Raw genomic sequence first — 21,453 nt, forward strand, 5'->3', positions numbered from 1 at the left:
ACTATTTTTGCGCTGAATTTTGGTTTGACTTCGCAATGATGTAAAGTCGATTAAAAGGGAATCTAGTTAAAATCTAGAACTGTTCCCGCAACTGTAAGCTATAAAGCTTCATGTTAAACTTCAAGTCACTGGAAATAATTTCTGGGAAGACCAACATGAAGACGTAAGTCAGGAGACCTGCCAATTTCAACATCAAATAAATCTTCGGGAGAAAGATTTTAAGATTATGAAAAAAGGTATTCTATTTTTATTTGGTCTTATTTTTAGTTTAAGCTGTTTCTCGCAAACAAGGCTAGACTCTGTGCAACAGTTAGATGAAGTGGTTTTAAAGTCGGATAGATACTTAAAAACGTTCTCTAATACACAATCTATAACAACATTAAAAGACACGGTTTTATCTAGAAGTGCACCTTCTTTAACCCAGTTATTAAACTATAATTCTAATATCTATTTTAAGGAAAATGGTTTAGGCATGGTTTCCTCACCATCCTTTAGAGGAACCACTGCACAGCAAACCGTTGTAGCTTGGAATGGTATTAATATCAATTCGCAATTTAACGGTCAAACCGATTTTAATACCATTAATATTCGCAATTTCGATGGCGTAAGTATAAGAAGTGGTGGAGGAAGTGTGCTTTACGGAAGTGGAGCCATTGGAGGTTCTATTCACTTAAATAATGATATCGCTTTTAATGAAGGTTTTAAGAATTCTATTTATGCCAACTACGGAAGCTTTAACACCTTAGATTTAGGAGTGAAGTCCGGATTTTCTTCTGAAAAATTTAGTGTAGATGTCGCGATAAGTAGATCGAGTTCCGATAATGATTACGACTATGTAGATAGTGATAAAATAAATCTTAATGGTGCGTTTTATAATCAGAGTTATGCTGCAAATTTTGGTTATAAAATCAATAAGAAAAATGTGTTGAAATTGTACAGCTATTTGTTGGATGGCGAACGTGAATTTTCTTTTATATTTCCTTCGGAAACACCTACAAAATATCAAGATTTAAATTCTAGAAACATGCTAGAATGGAATGGATTATACGGAAAATTCATCTCTACTTTAAAACTAGCATATCTTACCGAACAGTACAAATACTTCGCGAATAGTAATTCGGATACCTATTCCTTTGGGGAAGCAAAAACACTTATTGGTAAATACGATTTAAGCTATCGTGTATTTAAGGACGCCATGCTACAAGGGGTTGTGGATATTACAAATACTTCTGGCGAAGGTTCTAGTATTGGTGAAAGTAAAAGAACTATTTCTAGTTTCAGTTTATTATACAAACAAGAGATTAAATCCTTTTTATACGAAGCTGCTTTACGAAAGGAAATTACTAGTAATTATGATAGTCCGTTACTATATAGTTTAGGATTGCAATATAAATTTGGTAACCATTATACCGTAAATGTAAATGGTTCTAAGAATTTTAGAATTCCTACATATAATGATCTGTATTGGGAAGGAAGTGGTAATACCAATTTAAAACCTGAAACTTCGAATCAAGTAGAAATGGGACATAAATTAGATTTTAAACACGTGTCTTTTTCTGCAACTGGTTTTTATAATGATATAAAAGATATGATTCGTTGGCTTCCTGCAGGAAGTAATTGGCAACCAGTAAATACAGACCATGTAGAAACCTATGGTTTAGAGTCTACATTAGATTTAAAATATCATTTAAAAGAACATCTATTTACTTTAGGAGGAACGTATGCATATACTGTTTCCAAAAATAAGGAAACAGATTTACAGTTAATTTATGTTCCAAAACACAAGGCAACAGCTACTCTTAACTACCAGTATAATCGTGCTTCTTTATATTACCAAACGCTTTATGTTGGAGAGGTTTTTACTCTATCAGATAATAATCCTAAGTACATATTAGATGCTTATTTTGTTTCTAATATCGGACTTTCTTATGCTTTAGGAAAAGAGAAACAATTCACTTTAGGAGCACAAATTAAAAATATGTATAACGAAAACTATCAGAGTGTAGCAAGCCGTTACATGCCTGGGATTAACTATAATTTTTACTTAAACTTTAATTTTTAAACTATGAAAAAACAATTTAAATTTTTAGCTTTTACTCTCTTTTTGGGATTATTAATCACATCTTGTAGTAGTGATGACGATAATTTTTCAACCCCTCAAGAGCCTTTAGGAGATTATGAAAATGGTATTTTAGTAAGTGCAGAAGGAGGACCTTCTTCAGTATCCTATATTTCTAATGATTTTTCTATTGTAGAAAACGATATTTATGCGAATGTAAACACGGAAAGTTTAGGGGTTTATCTACAATCTATAGGTTTTGATGGTAATCAAGCTTATATTATTTCTGATAATGTGAACACAATAAATGTAGTTAATCGTTATACTTTTAAAAAAGAAACTGCTATCACTACAGGTTTGTATACACCAAGATATATTAGTTTTGCTAACGGAAAAGGGTATGTTAGTAATTGGGGAAGTGGTTCAGATGCTATTGATGATTTTATTGCTGTTATTGATTTGTCTACAAATACAGTAGAAAGTACTATTCCGGTAGGAGAAGGACCAGAACAAATTATTAGTAATAACGGAAAAATCTACGTTTCACATAAAGGTGGTTGGTCTTTTAACAATATTATTACGGTTATTGATGCCAATACTAATTTGACAACTACTATTACTGTAAATGATGTTCCAGATGAAATGTTTATTAATAATAGTGGTGAACTTGTTGTGTTATGCGAAGGAAAACCTGGATGGTCTGGAAGTGAAACGAATGCAACAATATCTAAAATAGATGTAACAACAAACACAGTAACCGAAACGCTAAATTTTGCTGCTGGTGTGCACCCAAGTCAAATGAGTTCTGATAATGGGGAAATTTATTACCAAGCGAATAACGAAGTTTTTGTAATGAGTGAAACTTCTTCTTCATTACCAACAGCATCTATTGTTAATTTAGGAACTATTAACACCTATGGAATGGCTGTAAAAGGAGATAAACTATTTGTAACAGATGCTAAAGATTTTGCATCTTTAGGAGACCTTAATGTATATGACTTAACAACAAACACTTTAGAAAATACTTTTACAGTAGGAGTAAATGCTTCAAAAATCTATTTTAATTAAACTTCAGTCTTTAATTATAATAAAAAAGCCACTCCTTCGAGTGGCTTTTTTTATGCAATTAAATCGCAAAACCAAAAACCGGTTTTTTCATTTTTAGCATTGGGAGTATCGTATTCCCGATATACTTTGTCTCCAATAGTAAAAGGAATTGGTGATTTAAATATTGGACCATCGTAACAAAAGGTATGAAACTCTCCATTTTCTCCACAAGGATCCACTTCTTTTGGTAGGTTTTCAATAAGTTCTGGAGTAATGGTTTTTCCAACAAAGTCTTCCGAGAAATATTTGGCACTAGCACAAACGATTACTGCTTTAAAACCTAAGTCTAGAAATTCTGTAATCAATGCTTTAGTGTTTTTTTTCCAAAGCGGGAATATAGAAGAAATGTCAAGTTTACTTAAATTATCTTCTCGGTACTTTTTTAAATCCTCTAAAAAAATATCTCCAAAAGCGCTATATGTAAAGTGTTCTGTTTTTAATTTGTTTAAAGCTGTATGCATGATGGTTTCATAATCGGTCATGCTTGGCTGTTCGGGCAACTCTATAATTTGTAACGGAATTCCAATAGCTTCTGTTTGCTTTTTTAATAAGGAAACCGGCAAACCATGCATAGTCACTCTTTGGTAATGTGCGTTAATGGTTGTGACTAATTTCTCTACAGAAAAATTTTCGTCTAGAAGCAAGTAATGCAATGCTAAAGCAGCATCTTTTCCAGTGCTCCAATTAAAGTATGTTTTATTACTCAATGTACATGTCATTTTCAAAAGGATGGTAATCTACTTTGGTACTTAATTTATTAAAGTTATTGGTTTGAGGTTGTACATATCTTCCGTTTTCTAAAATATGCTGTAATGCTGCAGCAAGTAACGGTTCGTTTTCATTTCCTAAAATGCCATAATTATTTGGTGTTTCTTGTAATATAATGTCTGGAATTAGCCCTTCATTAGGAACACTAACATCTAATTTGTTTATCGTTTTTGCGACTAATGGTTGGAGTGCATATGTATGTAACGGATTTACGCCATTTCGTTTAAAATTTGGAGAATCGTAAATAGTTATAGATGCTTGCGATTTCCCTCTAGTTTCAACCCCAATTTGAATAACCTCTATTTGCGAGTAGGCTTTTAAGCTATTAATAACCATTTCACTAGCAGAAGCAGATGCATTGGTAGTTAGTATGTATACTTTTTGCAGATTCAGACTGTTTATACTGTTTCCGTCGAAAGAGTTTGTAAAACGATATTCGGTATTACTACTTTGTAAATCGTTGTTATATATTAATTTCGAAAAGATTTCTCCGTTAAATTGTCCGGTAATCATACTTCCTAAAAGTGCTGCAGTATTTACTGATCCACCAGGATTATAACGTAAATCTAAAACCAAGTTTTGCACATTATTACTTTGTAAAGTTGCAAAGGCATTATTAAGTTGGTTGTTAAAATCTGCAGTAAAACCATTGTACATTAAATAACCAACGTTTTGATTGTTCACTTCTAGTATTTCAGTTTTATATACAGGGTTTTCGGTAAAAGCTATTTTGCTTAAGGATACAGATTCTGAAGTTGCTTCAATAGTGTCATCACTATCGTCATTTGGTGTATTATTGTCATTATAGGTTGCAATATTTAAGGTATAGCTATCTTGATTTAATAAGGAACTAATATTATTTTCGGTTAAATCGATACCATCGACAGCATTAAATATTTGTCCGCGTTGCAGGTTTTGATCTTCCGCAGGACTATTATTTAAAACCAGTTTTATAATTCCAAAAACATTGGTAGTACTCCCAGGCTCAAAATAAAAATCGAACTCTAAACCATTACTTTTTCTGGTACCACTAAAAGATTGTTCTAAAGCAATATAATCATTCGTGATCCAGCTAAATCTATCTATACTTTGTCTGTCATAAATTAAATTTTCAAATAAAGATTCCGGAGATTCAAAACCATTTAAATAATTGGAGTAATCGCTATCCGTTGAAAATCTATCATTTGCTAAATCGGGTTTGTTTTCTTTATATAAATAAGCATAGTTCATTCCTTTATAAACAAAGTCTTTAATATCTTTACCTGTAACAGGATTATCATCTAGGTCTTCAAAACAAGCAGTACATAAAGATGCTGCGAAGCATAGAAGTGCAATTCTTTTAATTATATTCATAATGATAAGATTTCTTTTTTTCTTTTAAAAGTACTTATTTTATCTGCAATTAAAAATAAATTGTAACAAAATATAGAGTAGTTCGTCGTAATAGAAACCGCCCTTACCAAGCAGTTTTATAACCAGAATCAAAATAATGACACAAACAGAGTTTTTACATATTGTAATGCCCTTTAAAGATAAGGTGTTTCGTTTAGCAAAACGTTTGTTGGTGTCTAGAGAAGAAGCCGAAGATGCAACACAAGAAGTGCTTTTAAAATTATGGAAAAATAAAACCAAGATACAAGAGTATAAAAACGTAGAAGCATTTTCTATGACCATGACGAAGAATTTTTGTTTGGATAAGTTAAAATCGAAACAAGCACAAAATTTAAAGTTGGTACATAGTAACTATCAAGACAACAATACGTCTTTGCAAAAGCAATTAGAATTTAGTGATAGTGTGCATTGGGTTGCTAAAATAATGGAAGATTTACCAGAGCAACAAAAAATGGTAGTACAATTAAGAGATATTGAGCAATATGATTTTGACGAAATTGGCAAGATGCTTGATATGAATAATACAGCAGTGCGAGTAGCATTGTCTAGAGCAAGAAAAACAATAAGAGAAAAATTAACAAAAACACACAATTATGGTGTTAAATAATATAGAACAATTACTAGAAAAGTACAATAATGGCGAAACATCGCTAAAAGAAGAGCAGCAGTTAAAAGACTATTTTGAACAAGAGACTGTAGCGCCACATTTAGAAATGTATAAACCAATGTTTGCTTATTTTTCTATAAGCCAAGAAGAAAAGTTTACTAAAGACGTTCCATTAAAATCTAACAAAAACAATTTGTATGCATGGATTTCTGTCGCAGCAGTAGCAGTTCTTATGTTAGGATTTTATTTTAAATCGCCTCTAACTTCCGCAGAAGATTTAGGTACTTATGAAGATCCTGAAATGGCATATCTTGAAGTAAAAAAATCTTTAGAAATGATTTCTACGCAATTCAATAAAGGAGCTTCAAGTATTAATTATCTAGCAGAAGTAGAAAACACAACAAGTCTAATTTTTAAAAAATAGAAAAAATGTACCGAGCCATCCATCTTATTTTAAAACAAATGAAATAGTGGAATAGGCGAACACCTTTTTACAATTAATAACAAATAAATACTACAAAAATGAACACACAAATAAATAATAAAATAAACAAAATGAAAAAGAATGTAATCTTAGTCGCAATGGCTTTATTAATGATGCCTTTAACATCTATGGCACAAGATGTTTTTACAAAATATAGCGACAATGTAGATGTAACGTATGTAAACATTAAACCAAAAATGTTTCAAATGTTAGCAAAAATAGATATAGATACCGATGATCCAGAAGCAAATGAATACTTAGAAATGGTAAATAGTATTACTAGTTTAAAAACTATTATTACTGAAAAAGGTAGTATTTCTGCAGATTTATCTTCTTGGGTAAACTCTAAAGCAAGTAGCTTAGAAGAGTTAATGGAAGTTAAAGATGATGGAACAGTAATTAAATTCTATATCAAACAAGGAAAGGATGAAGATCATGTACAAGAGCTTTTAATTTTTGTAAACGGAATAAGCAAACACATGGAAGGTTCTAATGTTTCTGTAAACGGTGAGCAACGTAAATTTGAAACTGTCATTGTATCTTTAACAGGAGATATCGATTTAAAGCAAGTTTCTAAACTTACTAAGAAAATGAACATTCCTGGAGGAGAACACTTAGAAGATAAAAAATAAACTATGAAACTTCTATAACGAGCATTCGATACCTAATGGAATGACTATTAAAGAAGCAACATGTGACCAATAAAAAACAAATAATATATACACATGAACCTTCCATACCGAGCATTCGATACCTAATGGAATGACTATTAAAGAAGCAACATGTGACCAATAAAAAACAAATAATATATACACATGAAAACATCAATCAAAACAATATTGTTCAGCTTACTAATAGTTACTCTGTTAGTAAGTTGTAACAATAAAGAATCTTTACAAACGTACTTTGTAGATAATCAAGAAACCGCAAGTTTTACAACTGTAGATATACCTACAAGTATTGTGGACTTTGAAAATGCAGATCTTTCTGAAGACGAAAAAGACGCATATAACTCTATAAATAAGCTGAATTTTTTAGGCTTTAAATTAGACAGTACCAATCAAGAAACCTATACCATAGAAAAGGCTAAGATAGCTTCTATTTTAAAAGATGAAAGATATATTGAGCTAGGTGATTTTAATATGTTTGGTTCTAAAATATCTGTAAAATATATAGGAGATAATGATCTTGCTAATGAGTTTATAGTCTTTGGAAGTTCTAAAGAATATGGTTTTGGTGTTTTACGTGTTTTAGGAAACGATATGAGTCCGGCAAAACTAGTAAGACTTGCAGAATCTATGAATAAAGGAAAAGTAGATGACACACAATTAAAAGGGTTATTGGAGTTTTTTAAATAAAAAAATAGTTCCTTAATTTTCAATAGAAAAGGCTTACCTAAATGGTAAGCCTTTTCTATGTGTGAAATTTATTTTTTTAGATTTCTTCAGAAGGAGTTTCTTCCGCTTTTTTAATTTGTTCTAGTTCTTCGGCTTCCGGAATTCTTTTCGTCACAATTAAATTGATAACAATAACAAGAAAGACTATAATAATGGGGCAAGCAATAAAAATATTATCTAAAATATCTAACATTCCAAAAAAGACAAAGGACACTATTACTATTCCGCAAAGTAATATCGATTGATTGTCTGTTAGCATAAAATAAATTTATATTCCTGTATAGTTACTAGGCGAAATTACTTTTAACTCTGCTTTAATTTCGTTAGATACTTCTAAGGTATCAATAAAATTTGAAATAGACTGTTTTGTAATCTTTTCATTCGTTCTTGTTAAACCTTTTAAAGCTTCGTACGGATTAGGATACGCTTCTCTTCTTAATATGGTTTGTATGGCTTCTGCTACAACTGCCCAATTATTTTCTAGGTCTTCAGCAAATTTAGCTTCATTTAATAATAATTTATTTAAACCCTTTATAGTACTTTTAAAAGCAATTAAAGTATGTCCAAAAGGTACACCAACATTACGTAAAACCGTACTATCTGTTAAATCACGTTGTAATCTAGATATTGGTAATTTGGCAGAAAGATGTTCAAAAATAGCATTTGCAATTCCTAAGTTTCCTTCCGAGTTTTCAAAATCAATAGGATTTACTTTATGAGGCATTGCACTACTTCCAACTTCACCTGCTTTAATTTTTTGCTTAAAGTATTCCATGGAAACATAAGTCCAGATATCTCTATCTAAATCTATAATAATGGTGTTTATGCGTTTTAAAGCGTCAAACAAAGCAGCCATGTGATCATAATGCTCAATCTGTGTGGTTGGAAAAGAATGTTGTAAGCCAAGTTTTTCTTGTACAAAAGTACTTCCAAAAGCTCTCCAATCTATATTTGGATATGCCACTTTGTGCGCATTGAAGTTTCCAGTTGCTCCACCAAATTTTGCTGCACTAGGTACATCATTTAATAAATTAAACTGTTCTTCTAAACGCACTACAAATACTTCAATTTCTTTTCCTAATCGCGTAGGAGAAGCAGGTTGACCATGTGTTCTTGCTAGCATAGGTATATGTGCCCAATCTTTTGCTAGTTCTTTTAATCGGTTAAGCACTATAAAATATTCTGGTACATACACATCGTTCATAGCATCTTTAATGCTTAACGGAATTGCAGTATTGTTGATGTCTTGAGAGGTTAGTCCAAAATGGATAAACTCTTTATATGCCTGTAAACCAAGCTTGTCAAATTTTTCTTTTATAAAATATTCAACAGCTTTTACATCATGATTGGTAACTTTTTCAATGTCTTTAATTGCTAAAGCATCTGCTGTAGAAAAGTTGGTGTAAATTGCTCTTAAATCTTCGAAAACCGATTTGTTTACCGATTCTAATTGCGGTAATGGAATTTCGCAAAGTGCAATGAAATATTCAATTTCTACTAAAACGCGATATTTAATAAGCGCTTCTTCAGAGAAGTATTTACCTAATTCATCTACCTTATTTCGGTATCTTCCATCAATTGGTGAAATGGCATTTAGTGTGTTTAAAGACATAGTGTGTGTTGTTTTTTAAGAAGTGGCAAAGATAGGTTTTTTAGCTGTTAAAAAGAATATTTTGAAGATACTAATATGAGTAACGTAGAAGTTGTTCTTTGAATTTAGTAATAGAATATTAGACGCTCTCCTCTTTTTTTTAAGAGGAGAATGCATTTAAATTCTCTTAAAAGGAATTTAAAGAAAGAGGAGTTAAAACTTGTGGTTTTTAATGCATTTGTGGATTTATAAAGTGCTTCGCCTTTTTCTACTAACCATCCGAGTTAGGCTAAAGCAAAACCCACCTTCCTTTAGCTAAAGGAAGGAACCGGTAATAATTATATTTTTTACTACATCTGTAATTGTCTATTTAATTATAGTTTGGAGTATTAGAATGGAAAAAAAATATAGAGAATAAAACAGGTTAAAAGCTTGTCGTTTATTGCTCTCCTCTTTTTTAAAGAGGAGAATGAACTTAAATTCTCTTAAAAGGAATTTAAAGAAAGAGGAGTTAAAACTTGTGTTTTTTCTATTTGCATTTGCGGATTTAAAAAGTGCTTCGCCTTTTTCTACAAACCATCCGAGTTATGCTAAAGCAAAACCCACCTTCCTTTAGCTAAAGGAAGGAGCAAATAGTAATTATGTTTTAGGTAAAGATTTTCCTTTTACCTTTTTTATAATCTGTTTTGCTCGTGCTTTAAATCCGGAGCTTTACATCTGGAAATCACGCTCTAAAATAAGTACAAGTTCTGGGTGAATCCAATCATAATCCTTACCAAGCAGAAACAAACAATTCATAGCGTATGCTTTTGGCGCAATTTTTTCATCGTTTATCATATAATCAAAACAGACTTCTATAATTTTTTCACGATGCCTCGGAAGTAATGCCGTTTTAATTATATTTTCGGTTCTAGAATAATACGCATTTACTAAATACTCACAAACTTTTGCAACCGGTCTAACCGCAGAATCTTGATGTACTTTGTGCATGTTTTCGGTGAAATAATCGAGATACGGAATCGCTTCTTCCAGATTTTCTTTACACATAAACTCAAAAACCCAAGCAGCACGAGGGGAGATCTTATCGTCTACCGAAAATAAGATTTCTAATAGTTTCGGGATTAAATTGGGATTATCCATCACCAAATTGGCATAATACAAACGTTTTTCTCGCGAGTGATTTACATAATTTAATTCTTGATAGAGTTGTGCTGTCGTCAAAAGATTTAGTATTTTTAATGTCTAAAATTAATCAAAAAAAACAGATATAAATTATGAAAAAGATTCTTTTACCTTTAGTTGTTTTATTTATAATTGCTCAGTTTTTAGGTCCAGCTAGAAATGAAGGAGAACTAACCTCTATTGCGGCTTTTGAAACAGAAACCAATCCGCCAGAAGATGTAAAGCTTATTTTGCAAACAAGCTGTTATGATTGTCATAGTGATGTAACCAACTATCCTTGGTATAATAAAATTACACCAGTAAATTATTGGTTAGCAAGTCATGTAAATGATGGAAAAAAACATTTTAATGTATCTGGTTGGGAAGCGAATTCTGTTAAAAAGAAAGACCATAAGTTTGATGAACTTATCGAAATGGTAGAAGACAAAGAAATGCCTCTTGATTCGTATACTTGGATACATACCGAAGCTAAACTTACAGACGCACAAAGAGCTTCTGTAATAGAATGGGCAAAAAATGTACGATTAAAATATAGCCTGGTTTCCAAACCAGAATAACTAGTAAGCAGTGTTCCATCTTCATTTAGTAATCCGAAAAAAATAAACATTCGTGTCCAGAAACCTACTAATTATCGGATTTGTATGGCCAGAGCCTAAAAGTTCTGCCGCAGGAAGTAGAATGATGCAAATTATTCAAGTCTTTCTAAATCAAAACTATCAGATAACCTTTGCAAGTCCTTGTGCAAAAAGTGATAATGCCTTCGACTTAACAACCATTGGGGTTTCGCAAGTTACCATCGAGTTAAATAATGCTAGTTTTGATACTTTCATTGACGAATTAAAACCAGATGTTGTTTTATTTGATAGGTTTATGATGGAAGAACAATTTGGATGGCGAGTGGCTGAAAATTGTCCAAATGCATTACGAATTCTAGATACCGAAGACCTTCATTTTTTAAGAAAAGGAAGACAGCAAGCCTTTAAAGAGAAACAGCCTTTTACAGACGACTACCTTTTTAACGATACCGCAAAACGCGAGATTGCAAGTATCTATAGATGTGATGTCACTTTGATTATTTCGGAAGCAGAAATGGAACTTTTAAAGCTTCGTTTTAAAGTAGATGCAGCTTTATTGCATTATTTACCATTTATGCTAGATCCAATTTCTTCCGAAGCAATGCGTAAACTTCCAAAATTTGAAGAAAGAAAGCATTTCATAACCATTGGTAATTTTATACATGAACCGAATTATAATTCCGTTTTATACTTAAAAAAAACGATTTGGCCCTTAATACGCAAACAATTACCTAAAGCAGAAATGCATGTTTACGGATCGTATGTAAGCCAGAAAGTAAATCAGTTACACAATGCAAAAGAAGGCTTTTTAATAAAAGGATTTACCGAAGATGCTAATCAAGTCATGCAAAATGCAAAAGTATGTTTGGCTGCCATTCGATTTGGTGCAGGTTTAAAAGGAAAACTTATAGAAGCCATGCAAAACGGAACACCTTGTGTTACCACAACTATTGGAGCAGAAGGTATGTTTGGTAATTTACAAGCCAACGGATTTGTTACAAATAATCCGCAAGAATTCACAGATAAAGCAGCCGAACTTTATACTAATGAAAACCTTTGGAAAGAAAAACAACAAAACGGTTTTCAAGTAATTAATTTTCGTTTTGATAAAAGCAAAATAGAAAAAGGATTTGTAACCCTTCTTGATGAAACTATAAAACAACTAAACAATCATAGGCAAAACAACTTTACCGGACAAATACTCATGCATCACACCTTACAAAGCACGAAGTTTATGAGTAAGTGGATAGAAGCGAAGAATAAATAAGCTTAGTATTGTAAACCCAATTATTAGAATTTCTAAATGCAAAATTTAAAAACCCATTACCATCCTGAAGTGCAAACTTTAGAAAATAAATCTGTTTTCACAAGGCTAGCTACTAGGAGTATCGCTGTTCAAGGAAATAGTATTTTATTGATGTATACGCAACGATATGATGATTATAGTCTTCCAGGAGGAGGTTTAGATTTAGGTGAAGATAAAGTGGATGGCATGATGCGAGAGCTTAGTGAAGAAACTGGAGCTGAAGAAATTAGAAACATTAAGCCCTTTGGTATTTACGAAGAATACAGACCTTGGTATAAAACAGGTTTTGATGTGCAACACATGATTTCTTATTGCTATACTTGTGAGATTAATAAAGAACTTGGCGAATCGAACTTAGAGCTTTATGAAACTAAAAATGGAATGAAAGCCGTTTGGATTAATATTCATGAAGCCATAAAACACAATAAAGAAACCATGGCTACAAGTGATAAAAAAGGAATGTCTATTGAACGAGAAACTTTTTTGTTAACGCTAATAGCAGAAAATTTAAAGTAAATATTTAAACTAGCAACTAAGAAATCGCAAATAATTATCCTTATGAGTGAACGGTTGTATATTAAGTCTTAAATTGTGGTAAATAGGTAGAAGAAGAGCGTAGGTTAAACTAATAAAAATAGTATGAATTGGATTCTAATTGCTCAAGTAGTTTATGTAATAATACTCATTTTTGTATGCTTTCGTATCATTTTTGATACAGACAACAACACGAAAGCCATAGCTTATGTGCTACTCGCTATATTTTTGCCAATAGTTGGGATGATTATATACTTTTCTTTCGGAATTAATTACAGAAAACGAAAGATGTATGATAAAAAACTTTCAGATAATTTGCATTTGCAAGGCGACTTAGAAAAAGAACTAATTAAATATTCTAAAGACATTTTGCAAGAAGGAGATGCCGCTGTAAAGAGTAATAAGAAATTAGTGAATCTCGTTTTAAAAGAAAATTTAAGTCCGTTAACAAATAATAATGATGTAAAACTTCTTCTTAATGGGGAAAATAAATTTCCAGAAGTTTTTAAAGCAATAGAAAACGCTAAGCATCATATTCATATAGAATATTATATTTTTCAAGATGATACTATTGGTAATGCATTGATTGATTTACTAATTAAAAAAGCTAAAGAAGGTATTAAAGTAAGATTTATTTATGATGATTTTGGAAGTCGTTCTATTAGAGGGAAATGTATTCCAAAATTAAAAGCAGCAGGAGTGCAAACCTATCCTTTTTACGAAATAAAGTTTTATGCATTTGCTAGTAGGATCAATTATAGAAACCATAGAAAAATTATTGTTGTTGATGGAAGCATTTCCTTTGTAGGTGGAATAAATGTAAGTGATAAATATATTAATAACCAAAAGAATCAGCTGTTTTGGAGAGATACACACTTAATGATTCACGGACCAGCAACATGGTATTTACAATTTCTGTTTTTATGTGATTGGAATTTTTGTGCTAATGATTCTATTGCCATAAAAGATGGTTTGTTTCCTCAAAAAGAAACATTCATATCTGCACAAGATAAGATGGTGCAAATAACCGCTAGTGGTCCAGATTCAGATACACCAACTATTCTTTTCTCTATGTTTCAAGCTATTTGTTTAGCTAAAAAAGAAATTCTAATTACAACTCCTTATTTTATTCCAGGTGATAGTCTTTTAGATGCGCTTATAATTGCAGGAAATAGTGGCTTAGCTGTAAAACTTCTAGTTCCCGGTATTTCCGATTCTAAATTGGCAAATTTTGCATCTAGTTCTTATTATAATGCACTTTTAAAAGCAGGAGTAGAAATTTATAAATATCAAAAAGGTTTTGTACATGCTAAAACTTTGGTGATAGACGATGAAATAGCAATTGTTGGAACAGCAAATATGGATATTAGAAGTTTTGACTTGAATTTTGAAGTAAATGCCATTGTTTATGATGAAGAAATAACAATTCAACTTAAAAATGCCTTTTATCAAGATATAGAAAATGCCGATAAAATCAATATGCAAGCTTGGCAGAATAGACCAAAATACATAAAGTTCTTCGAAAAAATTGCACGTCTTTTTTCTCCATTACTTTAAGTGTTTGTTTAAAGTACAACAAGAAGAAGTACAGTCTGTTAAAATATTAATTACTACATTTAAGCAACGTTTAATCCATTTAAATTATGAAAGGTTCCCAAGCGAAACATTTTAGTATTTTACTATTTGTCTTATTACTAACCAATACTGTTTTTTCACAAGTATCCTCCAAGCAAATCGATTCTATAGTGAATTATGCCATGACAAAGTTTAACGTTGCAGGGACTGCAATTGCTGTTGTGAAAGATGGAAAGATAATTCATAACAAAGGTTATGGAGTAAAATCTATCGCAACTAAAGAACCTGTAAATGAACATACCCAATTTGCAATAGCATCTAATAGTAAAGCGTTTACTACTGCTGGCTTGGCAATTTTAGTAGAGGAAGGTAAAATAAATTGGGAGGATAAAGTTAAGGATCATATTCCTGAATTCACCATGTATAATGACTATGTAGAAGATAATTTTAGTATTCTAGATTTAGTAACCCATCGCAGTGGATTGCCTTTAGGAATGGGAGATTTAATGTTTTTTCCTGATGGAACAGATTTTACTATGAAGGATTTGCTTTCTAGTTTTCAGCATTTTAAAGCTTCTTCTGCTTTTCGAACGAAATGGGATTATGATAATTTATTGTATATCGTTGCAGGCGAATTGATTGCCAGAAAAAGCGGAATGACTTGGGAAGCATTTACTAAAACACGAATACTGGAACCTTTAGGAATGGATAATACCTTTTCCTCTTTAGCAAATATAAAAGACACCTCAAATTTGTCTGCTTCACATGCTACAGATGCTGGTAATATACAAGTAATTCCCACTTTTAAAGAAATGATGAATGGTGCTGCTGGTGGTATATTTTCTAATGTAGACGATTTATGCCAATGGATGTTACTCCATTTAAACGATGGGAAATATGGAGAAAAATTGGACAAGGAACTTTTCTCAGCAACCAATCATGACGAAATGTGGAAAATTCATACGGTTATGGGGGTTAATAAAAATCCGCGCTACAATTCGCATTTTTCTGGGTATGGATTAGGTTGGTTTTTGTCGGATGTTAAAGGAAACATGAAAGTAGAACATACTGGAGGTTTACCAGGAATGTTGTCGCAAACGGTATTAATTCCAGATATGGATTTAGGTATTGTTATTCTTACTAATACCAGTGAGGATGGTGGCGGCTTATTTTCTTCCGTATCACACACCATTTTAGATATGTATTTGGAAATGGATGATTTTAAGTGGATTGACAAATATTCAGACTACTTAAAATCTAAAGAAAGTAAAGGAGATGCAATAACCGATAAAGTATGGAAAAAGGTAGATAGCTTAAAAGATGAATTCATAGATGTAAATACATATTTGGGACGGTATACAGACAGTTGGTTTGGTGCTTGCGAAGTGTTTATGAAAGACGATCAGTTATGGCTTAAGTTTCAGCGTTCACCTAAGTTAAATGGTCCATTACAATTTTATGAAGACGAAACCTTTGCTATAAAATGGGAGTATCAAGACATGAATGCCGATGCCTTTGTAACCTTTGCTTTAGATGAAAAAGGAAAAGCGCAAAGCATAAAATTAAAAGGAATCTCACCAAATATCGATTTTAGTTTTGATTTTCACGATTTAGATTTGAAGCGAGTAGCAGAATAAAAAAAGGAGGCATGAAATTATAGTAATCACCTATTCATATGGGTGTTTAAAAAATTTGTAATATATTTATAATCAATTACTTAGGTGTAATTAAATATAAGCTATTCATTTTTCTAAAACGTATTATTATGAGAACACGATTAACCAATGTATTATTTCTAATTTTCGGATTGTTGTTTGCAGAAGGCATTGCGCAAACAGATGTAATAAACGATCCATTTCCAGAAGCACAACAAGAAGTCATCGAAACCTTTGGGGCTATTGCTCAAAGTATTAAAGATGGTGATATGGATAAACTCATTTCTTTCCATGCCTATGGTCCAAAGTTTACCGAGTTTAAAGGAGGAGAGAAGCGAATAGGAAGCGAAGGCAATGAAGCCTATGAACGCGATGTTTTTGGCGCGGTAACCGAAGTCGTTAAATTTGAAGCAGAAGATTTACAAATTGCTGTTTATGGGGATGTGGCTAATGTTACTTTTCATTCCAATTTTCATTTAAAATTTGGCGAAGACCTAGTAATAGTTCAAGATCAATTTACCTTGTTATTTGTTAAAACCAAAGACGGCTGGAAAATTGTGCATGAGCATCATTCGCCACTAACCCCAATAAAAGAATGATTTTAAGGGATTTATAACCCCTTTTGTAAAGTATATTAAAGCATAGCGATTGGAGTTTGACTTCTTTCGCTATTTTTTATATCCAGGAGACCTTAAAATTGGGGGAACTTTAAAAATGAATTAGAATCGTTGCATGCTTTACGGTTTTCCGTAATATTTAAATAAAAGTATTTTATATATTGTACTCGCTATTAATTAATTATCTCCATACTATCCTCTTTTTGATTTTTTGGAATTGCTGATTTTTGGCATTTAATAGGAAACCATGTTTATGTAGCCGGTAAAGGGTGCTAAAGGTTGGTTTTGTGTTTTTATAAAATAGTTATGCATAATTAGGAAAAATCGAAGTCTACTCAATGGGTAAAGGAGATAAAAAAACCAAAAAAGGAAAAATATCTAAAAAATCTTACGGTAAAACGAGAGTTAAAAAAGAGAGTTCTAGACATTTTATAAAACCTAAAGACTTTAGATATTGGTCAAGAGAAAGATTGTTTTTTGACATTGGCAGATTTGATTATACTGCAACAATTATATTTAAAAAGAATTCAGAGAGCTTCATTAAATATGGAGAAATGATTACTGGTATATTATATTATACAAAAAAAGAAAGACGCCTTCTTAAAATCAAATTGAATTCAGGAGTTAAATATGAAACAGATGGAAAAACTTTATTTACGACTTTAATAAAAGATCGTTTAAAAGAAGAACAAATTAACTTACTTTTTACTGAAGGATTTAATAACACTGATATTTTAAATGCCAGTTCTTATGCATATAAACGTAATCCAACATATTTCAGAAAGAAAAACAAAAAACTAGAAGAACCATTAATAATAAAAATTTCAGACGATTTAGGTAATCTTAAATCTTTCAAAATGTTATATCAATTATTTCGGAGAAGAATAGACCAATCAGATAGTTTAATTGATTTCGAAAAACTAAAAATGATGGCTATTCAAAAGTCACTTGAGATAGTTGAAACTGAACCAAGGTATATTCATAACGAAATAATAGAAGAAAGAAAAATTGAATTCGCTTTTCTAGTTGAAGATGTCTTATTTGATATTAGTAAAATAACAACTTATTCAGACGAAGTACTTAAAAACAAACTTGAATTAGCGAAAAAAGTCGTTAACTACGAATTTGCAAAAGCTGGCATAAATCCAGACAAACCTCTTGAAATACGAGAACATTTAGGTTTATACGCTGGCTTAATCCAAATTGGAATAAGATATGAAGACAAAATTATTATTTATGGTACAAACCCAAAAATCATATTAGATTTTAAGGGATTTATGCACGTGGTGTTTCGACATTGTAACTTCTGTAACATCGGTAAATATAATGCAGACAAGAGCAGAATACCTTATGAATTAAAGGATATTGAGGATTTAATTAAAACTAGTCTTCATCTTTTAGAAGATGATATTAATAGCCACTTTACAAATAATCCAGATCAAAGGTTTAGTCGATATGGAGATAGGTTAATAAGGTTTAATGGAAATTATTATGAAATTCATATTAACACCAAAGGTATAATAGAAACATTTTACAATCATTAAAAATAACTATGCATAACACCGTATATAATTTATTGCTAGTTCTAGCTTGCTTACGAAAACCCTCGCGGATTTTCTATTCGGTTTTTATTTGCTAAATTTAGTGCTTAAACACGTTACCTGCAAGCTGAAAAAACGACACCTGAACTAATAATCAAAATACAATAAATGGAAAATATAGGAGCTAAATTTTTAAGAGCAGATTTACACATTCATTCTTTTGGTGAATTTGGCTCATTTGATGTTAATGATACATTAATGACTCCTTTTGCAATTGTAGATACAGCAATTGAAAAAAAACTTAGTATTATTAGTATAACTGACCATAATGAGATTCAAAATTCTCATACTGCAATAGAATACGCTAAAGGGAAAGATATTTTAGTTATACCAGGTGTTGAATTAAGTACAACTCAAGGACACTTATTAGTTTATTTTGAGACATACAAAAACTTAAGAGACTTTTTCGGAAACTTAACTATTAGTGAGGATAAAAAGATTTGTAATCAAGGCATTGTAGAATGTTTGAACTTCGCAAAAAACTATAATGGATTTGGAGTTCTTGCCCATATAGAATTAACATCTGGATTTGAAAAAACAATTGGACGATTTGGACCACCAATTGAAGAAGTTTTAAAACACGAAAACTTGTATGGTCTAGAGATTAGTTCTAGAACAAGTTTAAATTTTTACACCGATTTAGATGAAAGTCCAGATAGAAAAAGGCTTTTAAAACTTCGAAAAGAATATTTAGGATATGATGACAATTATACCCTTCCAAAATTAATGTCTTCTGATTCACATACATTAGATAAGTTAGGTACAAATGCAGAAGGAGAAACAAAATTAACACGGTTTAAAGTTGATGATTTAAATTTTCATTCAATAAAAATAGCTTTATTAACTCACGAATCAAGAGTAAGATTAGAAAATGAAGTTCCCGAAATGCGTCCAATTATTCAAAGTATAGAAATTGAAGGTGGATTACTTGATAATATTAATATAAAGCTCAGTAATAACCTTACTTGTATTATAGGTAGTAGAGGGGCTGGAAAATCTACATTATTAGAAACAATAAGAGAAACATCAGGAAATAAATCTAAATCAACTGTCGTAGATTCAGATGTTTGGCCTCAAAAAATTAAATTAAAGTATATTGATGAAGCTAATCAAATAATTAATTTTACAAGAGAGAAAAATAGTGAATTACAAAACATCACAGACCCAATAAATGGAATATCTAAAGTTGACATAGAAACTTATGGACAAGGAGAAACAGCCGACACAATTCAACATAGTGACGAAAATCCTAAAGTCTTGATTGATTTTCTAGATGGTTTTTTAAAACTTGGAACTAAGAATTTAGAGGATACCGAATTAATATCTTTATTACTTGAAAACCAAAGTGAATCAAAAAAACTAAGAATTGGATTATTAATTTTTAAAGAAACAGAAAAGGCTTTAAAAAACGAACAAAAGAAACTAGAAAACCTACAAAAAGAAAAGGCAGGTGAATTAGTTAAATTTCAAAATGCTTTGATAAAAGAGCGTGGAATTAGAAGTGAATTAATTAACAACTTGAATGTACTGATTAAAAACTATCAAGAAATACTAAGTGATGATGACACTTTTACAAGTTTTGAAGCTTTAGAAGACAAAGATATTTTAGTTGGTAAAGACTTTTTTAAAAAAGTAAAAGAAATTGTATCTGACTTTTCTAAAGTTGTAAAGTTAAAATCTAGTGAATTAAATACTGAGCTTTCTAAAAAAATAACTGAACTTAAAGAACAACTAGATAATTGGAAAGAAAAGGAAAAGTCAATACAGGCTAAAATAGATACTAAAAAAATCGAATTACAAAAACAAGGAATTCCATTTGATTTAGGTAAAATAAACCAAATTTCTAAAGATATTGTAGATTACCAAAAGCTAATAACTAAATTAAATTTAGACAAGAAAAAACTAAAAGAATTATCTACTGAAAGAGAGGTGCTTTTAACTAATCGAATAGAAATAAAAAATGATATCTATACAGAACGAAATAAGTTTGCAAAAAAGGCAAATAATGATTTAAAAAATACGATTGATGGATTTTTTATTTCAATAAAATATAAAAAAGGGAAATTTTCACCAAATTTCGAAGCTCTTTTAAGGTCAAAAATGGATTGGCGTAATTTAAAAAAATCTAAATTGATTTCTGAAAACTTATCTCCTTTTGATTTTGTAGATGCTTGTAAAAATGAAAACAAAAACATTTTTACTAACATAATTGATGATGATGGTAATCAAGTCATATCAGATTCTGAAGCTAATTCTATAATAAACAAGACTTTAGAAGATAATAATTTTGAAGAATACGAATCGCTTCGTTTTGAAGATTTTCCTTCTATAATAGTTACCAAATCAATAAAAGAAGAAAGTGGTGAAATCAAGTATTATAGCAAACCAATTTCACAATTATCTTTAGGTCAACAACATTCCGTACTATTAGGTATTCTAATGCTTTCAGATAGTAATAAACCTCTAATTATTGACCAACCAGAAGACAATTTAGATAGTGAGTTTATTTATAAAACAATTGTCAAAAATTTAAGAAAAATTAAAGAGCAAAGACAAGTAATCATTGTAACCCACAATGCAAATATTGCTGTATTAGGTGATGCTGAATTAATAATTCCTTTGAAAAGTACAAGTATTAAATCACACGTTTTAAATTCAGGTTCAATCGACAGATTAGAAACAAGGGAAATATGTTGTGAAATATTAGAAGGAGGTAAAAGAGCATTTATTCAAAGACAGGATATTTACGGAATAAAGTAAAGCCTGCAGCTAACACCGTATATAACTTCTTCCTATCTCCAACCAACCCTCAAAACCCCAACACACTTTCTATTCCATTTCTATATGCTAACTTTGATAATAAATAACCAAATAGACTGCTACTTTAGCTAGTATTTTAAAAGTAGTTTATTTCGGAAAGATTATGCTTCCAATGCAAACAAGAAGTATGAAATCATTCCGGTATACACCAGATACTCTAAAGAATTCTAAAGTGTATGCGAC

The 21,453-nt window shown here is 31.0% G+C and carries 19 protein-coding genes and 1 riboswitch; of the genes, 14 read left to right on the top strand and 5 right to left on the bottom strand.

The genetic code is table 11. The features are described 5' to 3' along the window. The first annotated feature begins 3 nt into the window (after positions 1–3). A riboswitch (cobalamin riboswitch) is annotated at positions 4–200 on the top strand. 26 nt (positions 201–226) lie between these two features. Together FG167_RS12080 and FG167_RS12085 are read left to right on the top strand one after the other, a co-directional pair. Continuing rightward, the gene (locus tag FG167_RS12080) at positions 227–2,062 is read left to right on the top strand and encodes a TonB-dependent siderophore receptor (protein WP_203458505.1); all 1,836 of its coding nucleotides are present in this window, start codon (positions 227–229) and stop codon (positions 2,060–2,062) included. Positions 2,063–2,065: 3 nt separating this feature from the next. Continuing rightward, complete coding sequence (locus FG167_RS12085; RefSeq protein ID WP_203458506.1) at positions 2,066–3,127, top strand: YncE family protein; 1,062 nt, start codon at positions 2,066–2,068, stop codon at positions 3,125–3,127. A gap of 50 nt (positions 3,128–3,177) precedes the next feature. Here the strand turns inward: FG167_RS12085 and FG167_RS12090 are convergent, their stop codons facing one another. Together FG167_RS12090 and FG167_RS12095 are read right to left on the bottom strand one after the other, a co-directional pair. After that, the gene (locus FG167_RS12090) at positions 3,178–3,873 is read right to left on the bottom strand and encodes an adenine nucleotide alpha hydrolase (RefSeq protein WP_203458507.1); all 696 of its coding nucleotides are present in this window, start codon (positions 3,871–3,873) and stop codon (positions 3,178–3,180) included. Beyond that, on the bottom strand, positions 3,866–5,287 hold the full coding sequence (locus tag FG167_RS12095; protein ID WP_203458508.1) for a S41 family peptidase: 1,422 nt from the start codon (positions 5,285–5,287) through the stop codon (positions 3,866–3,868). The genes FG167_RS12090 and FG167_RS12095 overlap by 8 nt, the downstream gene beginning before the upstream one ends. A 136-nt stretch (positions 5,288–5,423) precedes the next feature. Between FG167_RS12095 and FG167_RS12100 the strand changes: the two genes are divergently transcribed. From FG167_RS12100 to FG167_RS12115, 4 genes are all read left to right on the top strand, one after another. Next, on the top strand, positions 5,424–5,933 hold the full coding sequence (locus FG167_RS12100) for an RNA polymerase sigma factor (RefSeq protein WP_203458509.1): 510 nt from the start codon (positions 5,424–5,426) through the stop codon (positions 5,931–5,933). Beyond that, positions 5,920–6,357, top strand: a complete 438-nt coding sequence (locus FG167_RS12105) for a hypothetical protein (protein WP_203458510.1) — start codon at positions 5,920–5,922, stop codon at positions 6,355–6,357. The genes FG167_RS12100 and FG167_RS12105 overlap by 14 nt, the downstream gene beginning before the upstream one ends. Before the next feature lie 98 nt (positions 6,358–6,455). Then, on the top strand, positions 6,456–7,049 hold the full coding sequence (locus FG167_RS12110; protein WP_239004383.1) for a DUF4252 domain-containing protein: 594 nt from the start codon (positions 6,456–6,458) through the stop codon (positions 7,047–7,049). Positions 7,050–7,232: 183 nt separating this feature from the next. Then, positions 7,233–7,775, top strand: a complete 543-nt coding sequence (locus FG167_RS12115; protein ID WP_203458511.1) for a DUF4252 domain-containing protein — start codon at positions 7,233–7,235, stop codon at positions 7,773–7,775. Between the two features lie 76 nt (positions 7,776–7,851). Here the strand turns inward: FG167_RS12115 and FG167_RS12120 are convergent, their stop codons facing one another. From FG167_RS12120 to FG167_RS12130, 3 genes are all read right to left on the bottom strand, one after another. Continuing rightward, positions 7,852–8,073: a hypothetical protein gene (locus FG167_RS12120; RefSeq protein WP_203458512.1), complete on the bottom strand. Its 222-nt coding sequence runs from the start codon at positions 8,071–8,073 to the stop codon at positions 7,852–7,854. Positions 8,074–8,082: 9 nt separating this feature from the next. Beyond that, the gene (purB, locus tag FG167_RS12125) at positions 8,083–9,426 is read right to left on the bottom strand and encodes an adenylosuccinate lyase (RefSeq protein WP_203458513.1); all 1,344 of its coding nucleotides are present in this window, start codon (positions 9,424–9,426) and stop codon (positions 8,083–8,085) included. 690 nt (positions 9,427–10,116) lie between these two features. After that, on the bottom strand, positions 10,117–10,626 hold the full coding sequence (locus FG167_RS12130; protein ID WP_203458514.1) for an adenylosuccinate lyase: 510 nt from the start codon (positions 10,624–10,626) through the stop codon (positions 10,117–10,119). A gap of 53 nt (positions 10,627–10,679) precedes the next feature. On the opposite strand from FG167_RS12130, the gene FG167_RS12135 reads away from it, so the two are divergent. The 8 genes from FG167_RS12135 (at position 10,680) to FG167_RS12170 (ending at position 21,210) form a co-directional block, all read left to right on the top strand. After that, entirely contained in the window at positions 10,680–11,144 is a 465-nt protein-coding gene (locus FG167_RS12135; protein ID WP_239004384.1) for a heme-binding domain-containing protein, read from the top strand. A gap of 52 nt (positions 11,145–11,196) precedes the next feature. Next, on the top strand, positions 11,197–12,429 hold the full coding sequence (locus FG167_RS12140; protein ID WP_239004385.1) for a glycosyltransferase family 4 protein: 1,233 nt from the start codon (positions 11,197–11,199) through the stop codon (positions 12,427–12,429). A gap of 36 nt (positions 12,430–12,465) precedes the next feature. Continuing rightward, positions 12,466–12,984 (top strand): NUDIX hydrolase, encoded by a 519-nt coding sequence (locus tag FG167_RS12145; RefSeq protein ID WP_203458515.1) that lies wholly within the window; start codon positions 12,466–12,468, stop codon positions 12,982–12,984. A 123-nt stretch (positions 12,985–13,107) separates the two neighbouring features. After that, complete coding sequence (gene cls / locus FG167_RS12150; protein WP_203458516.1) at positions 13,108–14,559, top strand: cardiolipin synthase; 1,452 nt, start codon at positions 13,108–13,110, stop codon at positions 14,557–14,559. Positions 14,560–14,645: 86 nt separating this feature from the next. Next, positions 14,646–16,214, top strand: a complete 1,569-nt coding sequence (locus tag FG167_RS12155) for a serine hydrolase (RefSeq protein WP_203458517.1) — start codon at positions 14,646–14,648, stop codon at positions 16,212–16,214. Between the two features lie 128 nt (positions 16,215–16,342). After that, positions 16,343–16,831 carry a nuclear transport factor 2 family protein gene (locus FG167_RS12160; protein ID WP_203458518.1) on the top strand — a complete coding sequence of 163 codons (489 nt, stop codon included), beginning with the start codon at positions 16,343–16,345 and terminating at the stop codon, positions 16,829–16,831. Positions 16,832–17,187: 356 nt separating this feature from the next. Beyond that, positions 17,188–18,393: a 30S ribosomal protein THX gene (locus FG167_RS17515; RefSeq protein ID WP_203458519.1), complete on the top strand. Its 1,206-nt coding sequence runs from the start codon at positions 17,188–17,190 to the stop codon at positions 18,391–18,393. A gap of 165 nt (positions 18,394–18,558) precedes the next feature. Next, complete coding sequence (locus FG167_RS12170) at positions 18,559–21,210, top strand: TrlF family AAA-like ATPase (RefSeq protein ID WP_203458520.1); 2,652 nt, start codon at positions 18,559–18,561, stop codon at positions 21,208–21,210. The last annotated feature ends 243 nt before the right edge of the window (positions 21,211–21,453 follow it).

Source organism: Lacinutrix sp. WUR7 (assembly GCF_016864015.1).
GTDB lineage: Bacteria > Bacteroidota > Bacteroidia > Flavobacteriales > Flavobacteriaceae > Oceanihabitans.

Coding starts and splice junctions, on each gene's coding strand:
- FG167_RS12120 (WP_203458512.1), bottom strand. CDS start 8,073: ATGCTAACAGACAATCAATCGATATTACTTTGCGGAATAGTAATAGTG.
- FG167_RS12105 (WP_203458510.1), top strand. CDS start 5,920: ATGGTGTTAAATAATATAGAACAATTACTAGAAAAGTACAATAATGGC.
- FG167_RS17515 (WP_203458519.1), top strand. CDS start 17,188: ATGGGTAAAGGAGATAAAAAAACCAAAAAAGGAAAAATATCTAAAAAA.
- FG167_RS12080 (WP_203458505.1), top strand. CDS start 227: ATGAAAAAAGGTATTCTATTTTTATTTGGTCTTATTTTTAGTTTAAGC.
- FG167_RS12095 (WP_203458508.1), bottom strand. CDS start 5,287: ATGAATATAATTAAAAGAATTGCACTTCTATGCTTCGCAGCATCTTTA.
- FG167_RS12115 (WP_203458511.1), top strand. CDS start 7,233: ATGAAAACATCAATCAAAACAATATTGTTCAGCTTACTAATAGTTACT.
- FG167_RS12100 (WP_203458509.1), top strand. CDS start 5,424: ATGACACAAACAGAGTTTTTACATATTGTAATGCCCTTTAAAGATAAG.
- FG167_RS12145 (WP_203458515.1), top strand. CDS start 12,466: ATGCAAAATTTAAAAACCCATTACCATCCTGAAGTGCAAACTTTAGAA.
- FG167_RS12085 (WP_203458506.1), top strand. CDS start 2,066: ATGAAAAAACAATTTAAATTTTTAGCTTTTACTCTCTTTTTGGGATTA.
- FG167_RS12170 (WP_203458520.1), top strand. CDS start 18,559: ATGGAAAATATAGGAGCTAAATTTTTAAGAGCAGATTTACACATTCAT.
- cls (WP_203458516.1), top strand. CDS start 13,108: ATGAATTGGATTCTAATTGCTCAAGTAGTTTATGTAATAATACTCATT.
- FG167_RS12160 (WP_203458518.1), top strand. CDS start 16,343: ATGAGAACACGATTAACCAATGTATTATTTCTAATTTTCGGATTGTTG.
- purB (WP_203458513.1), bottom strand. CDS start 9,426: ATGTCTTTAAACACACTAAATGCCATTTCACCAATTGATGGAAGATAC.
- FG167_RS12155 (WP_203458517.1), top strand. CDS start 14,646: ATGAAAGGTTCCCAAGCGAAACATTTTAGTATTTTACTATTTGTCTTA.
- FG167_RS12110 (WP_239004383.1), top strand. CDS start 6,456: ATGAACACACAAATAAATAATAAAATAAACAAAATGAAAAAGAATGTA.
- FG167_RS12135 (WP_239004384.1), top strand. CDS start 10,680: ATGAAAAAGATTCTTTTACCTTTAGTTGTTTTATTTATAATTGCTCAG.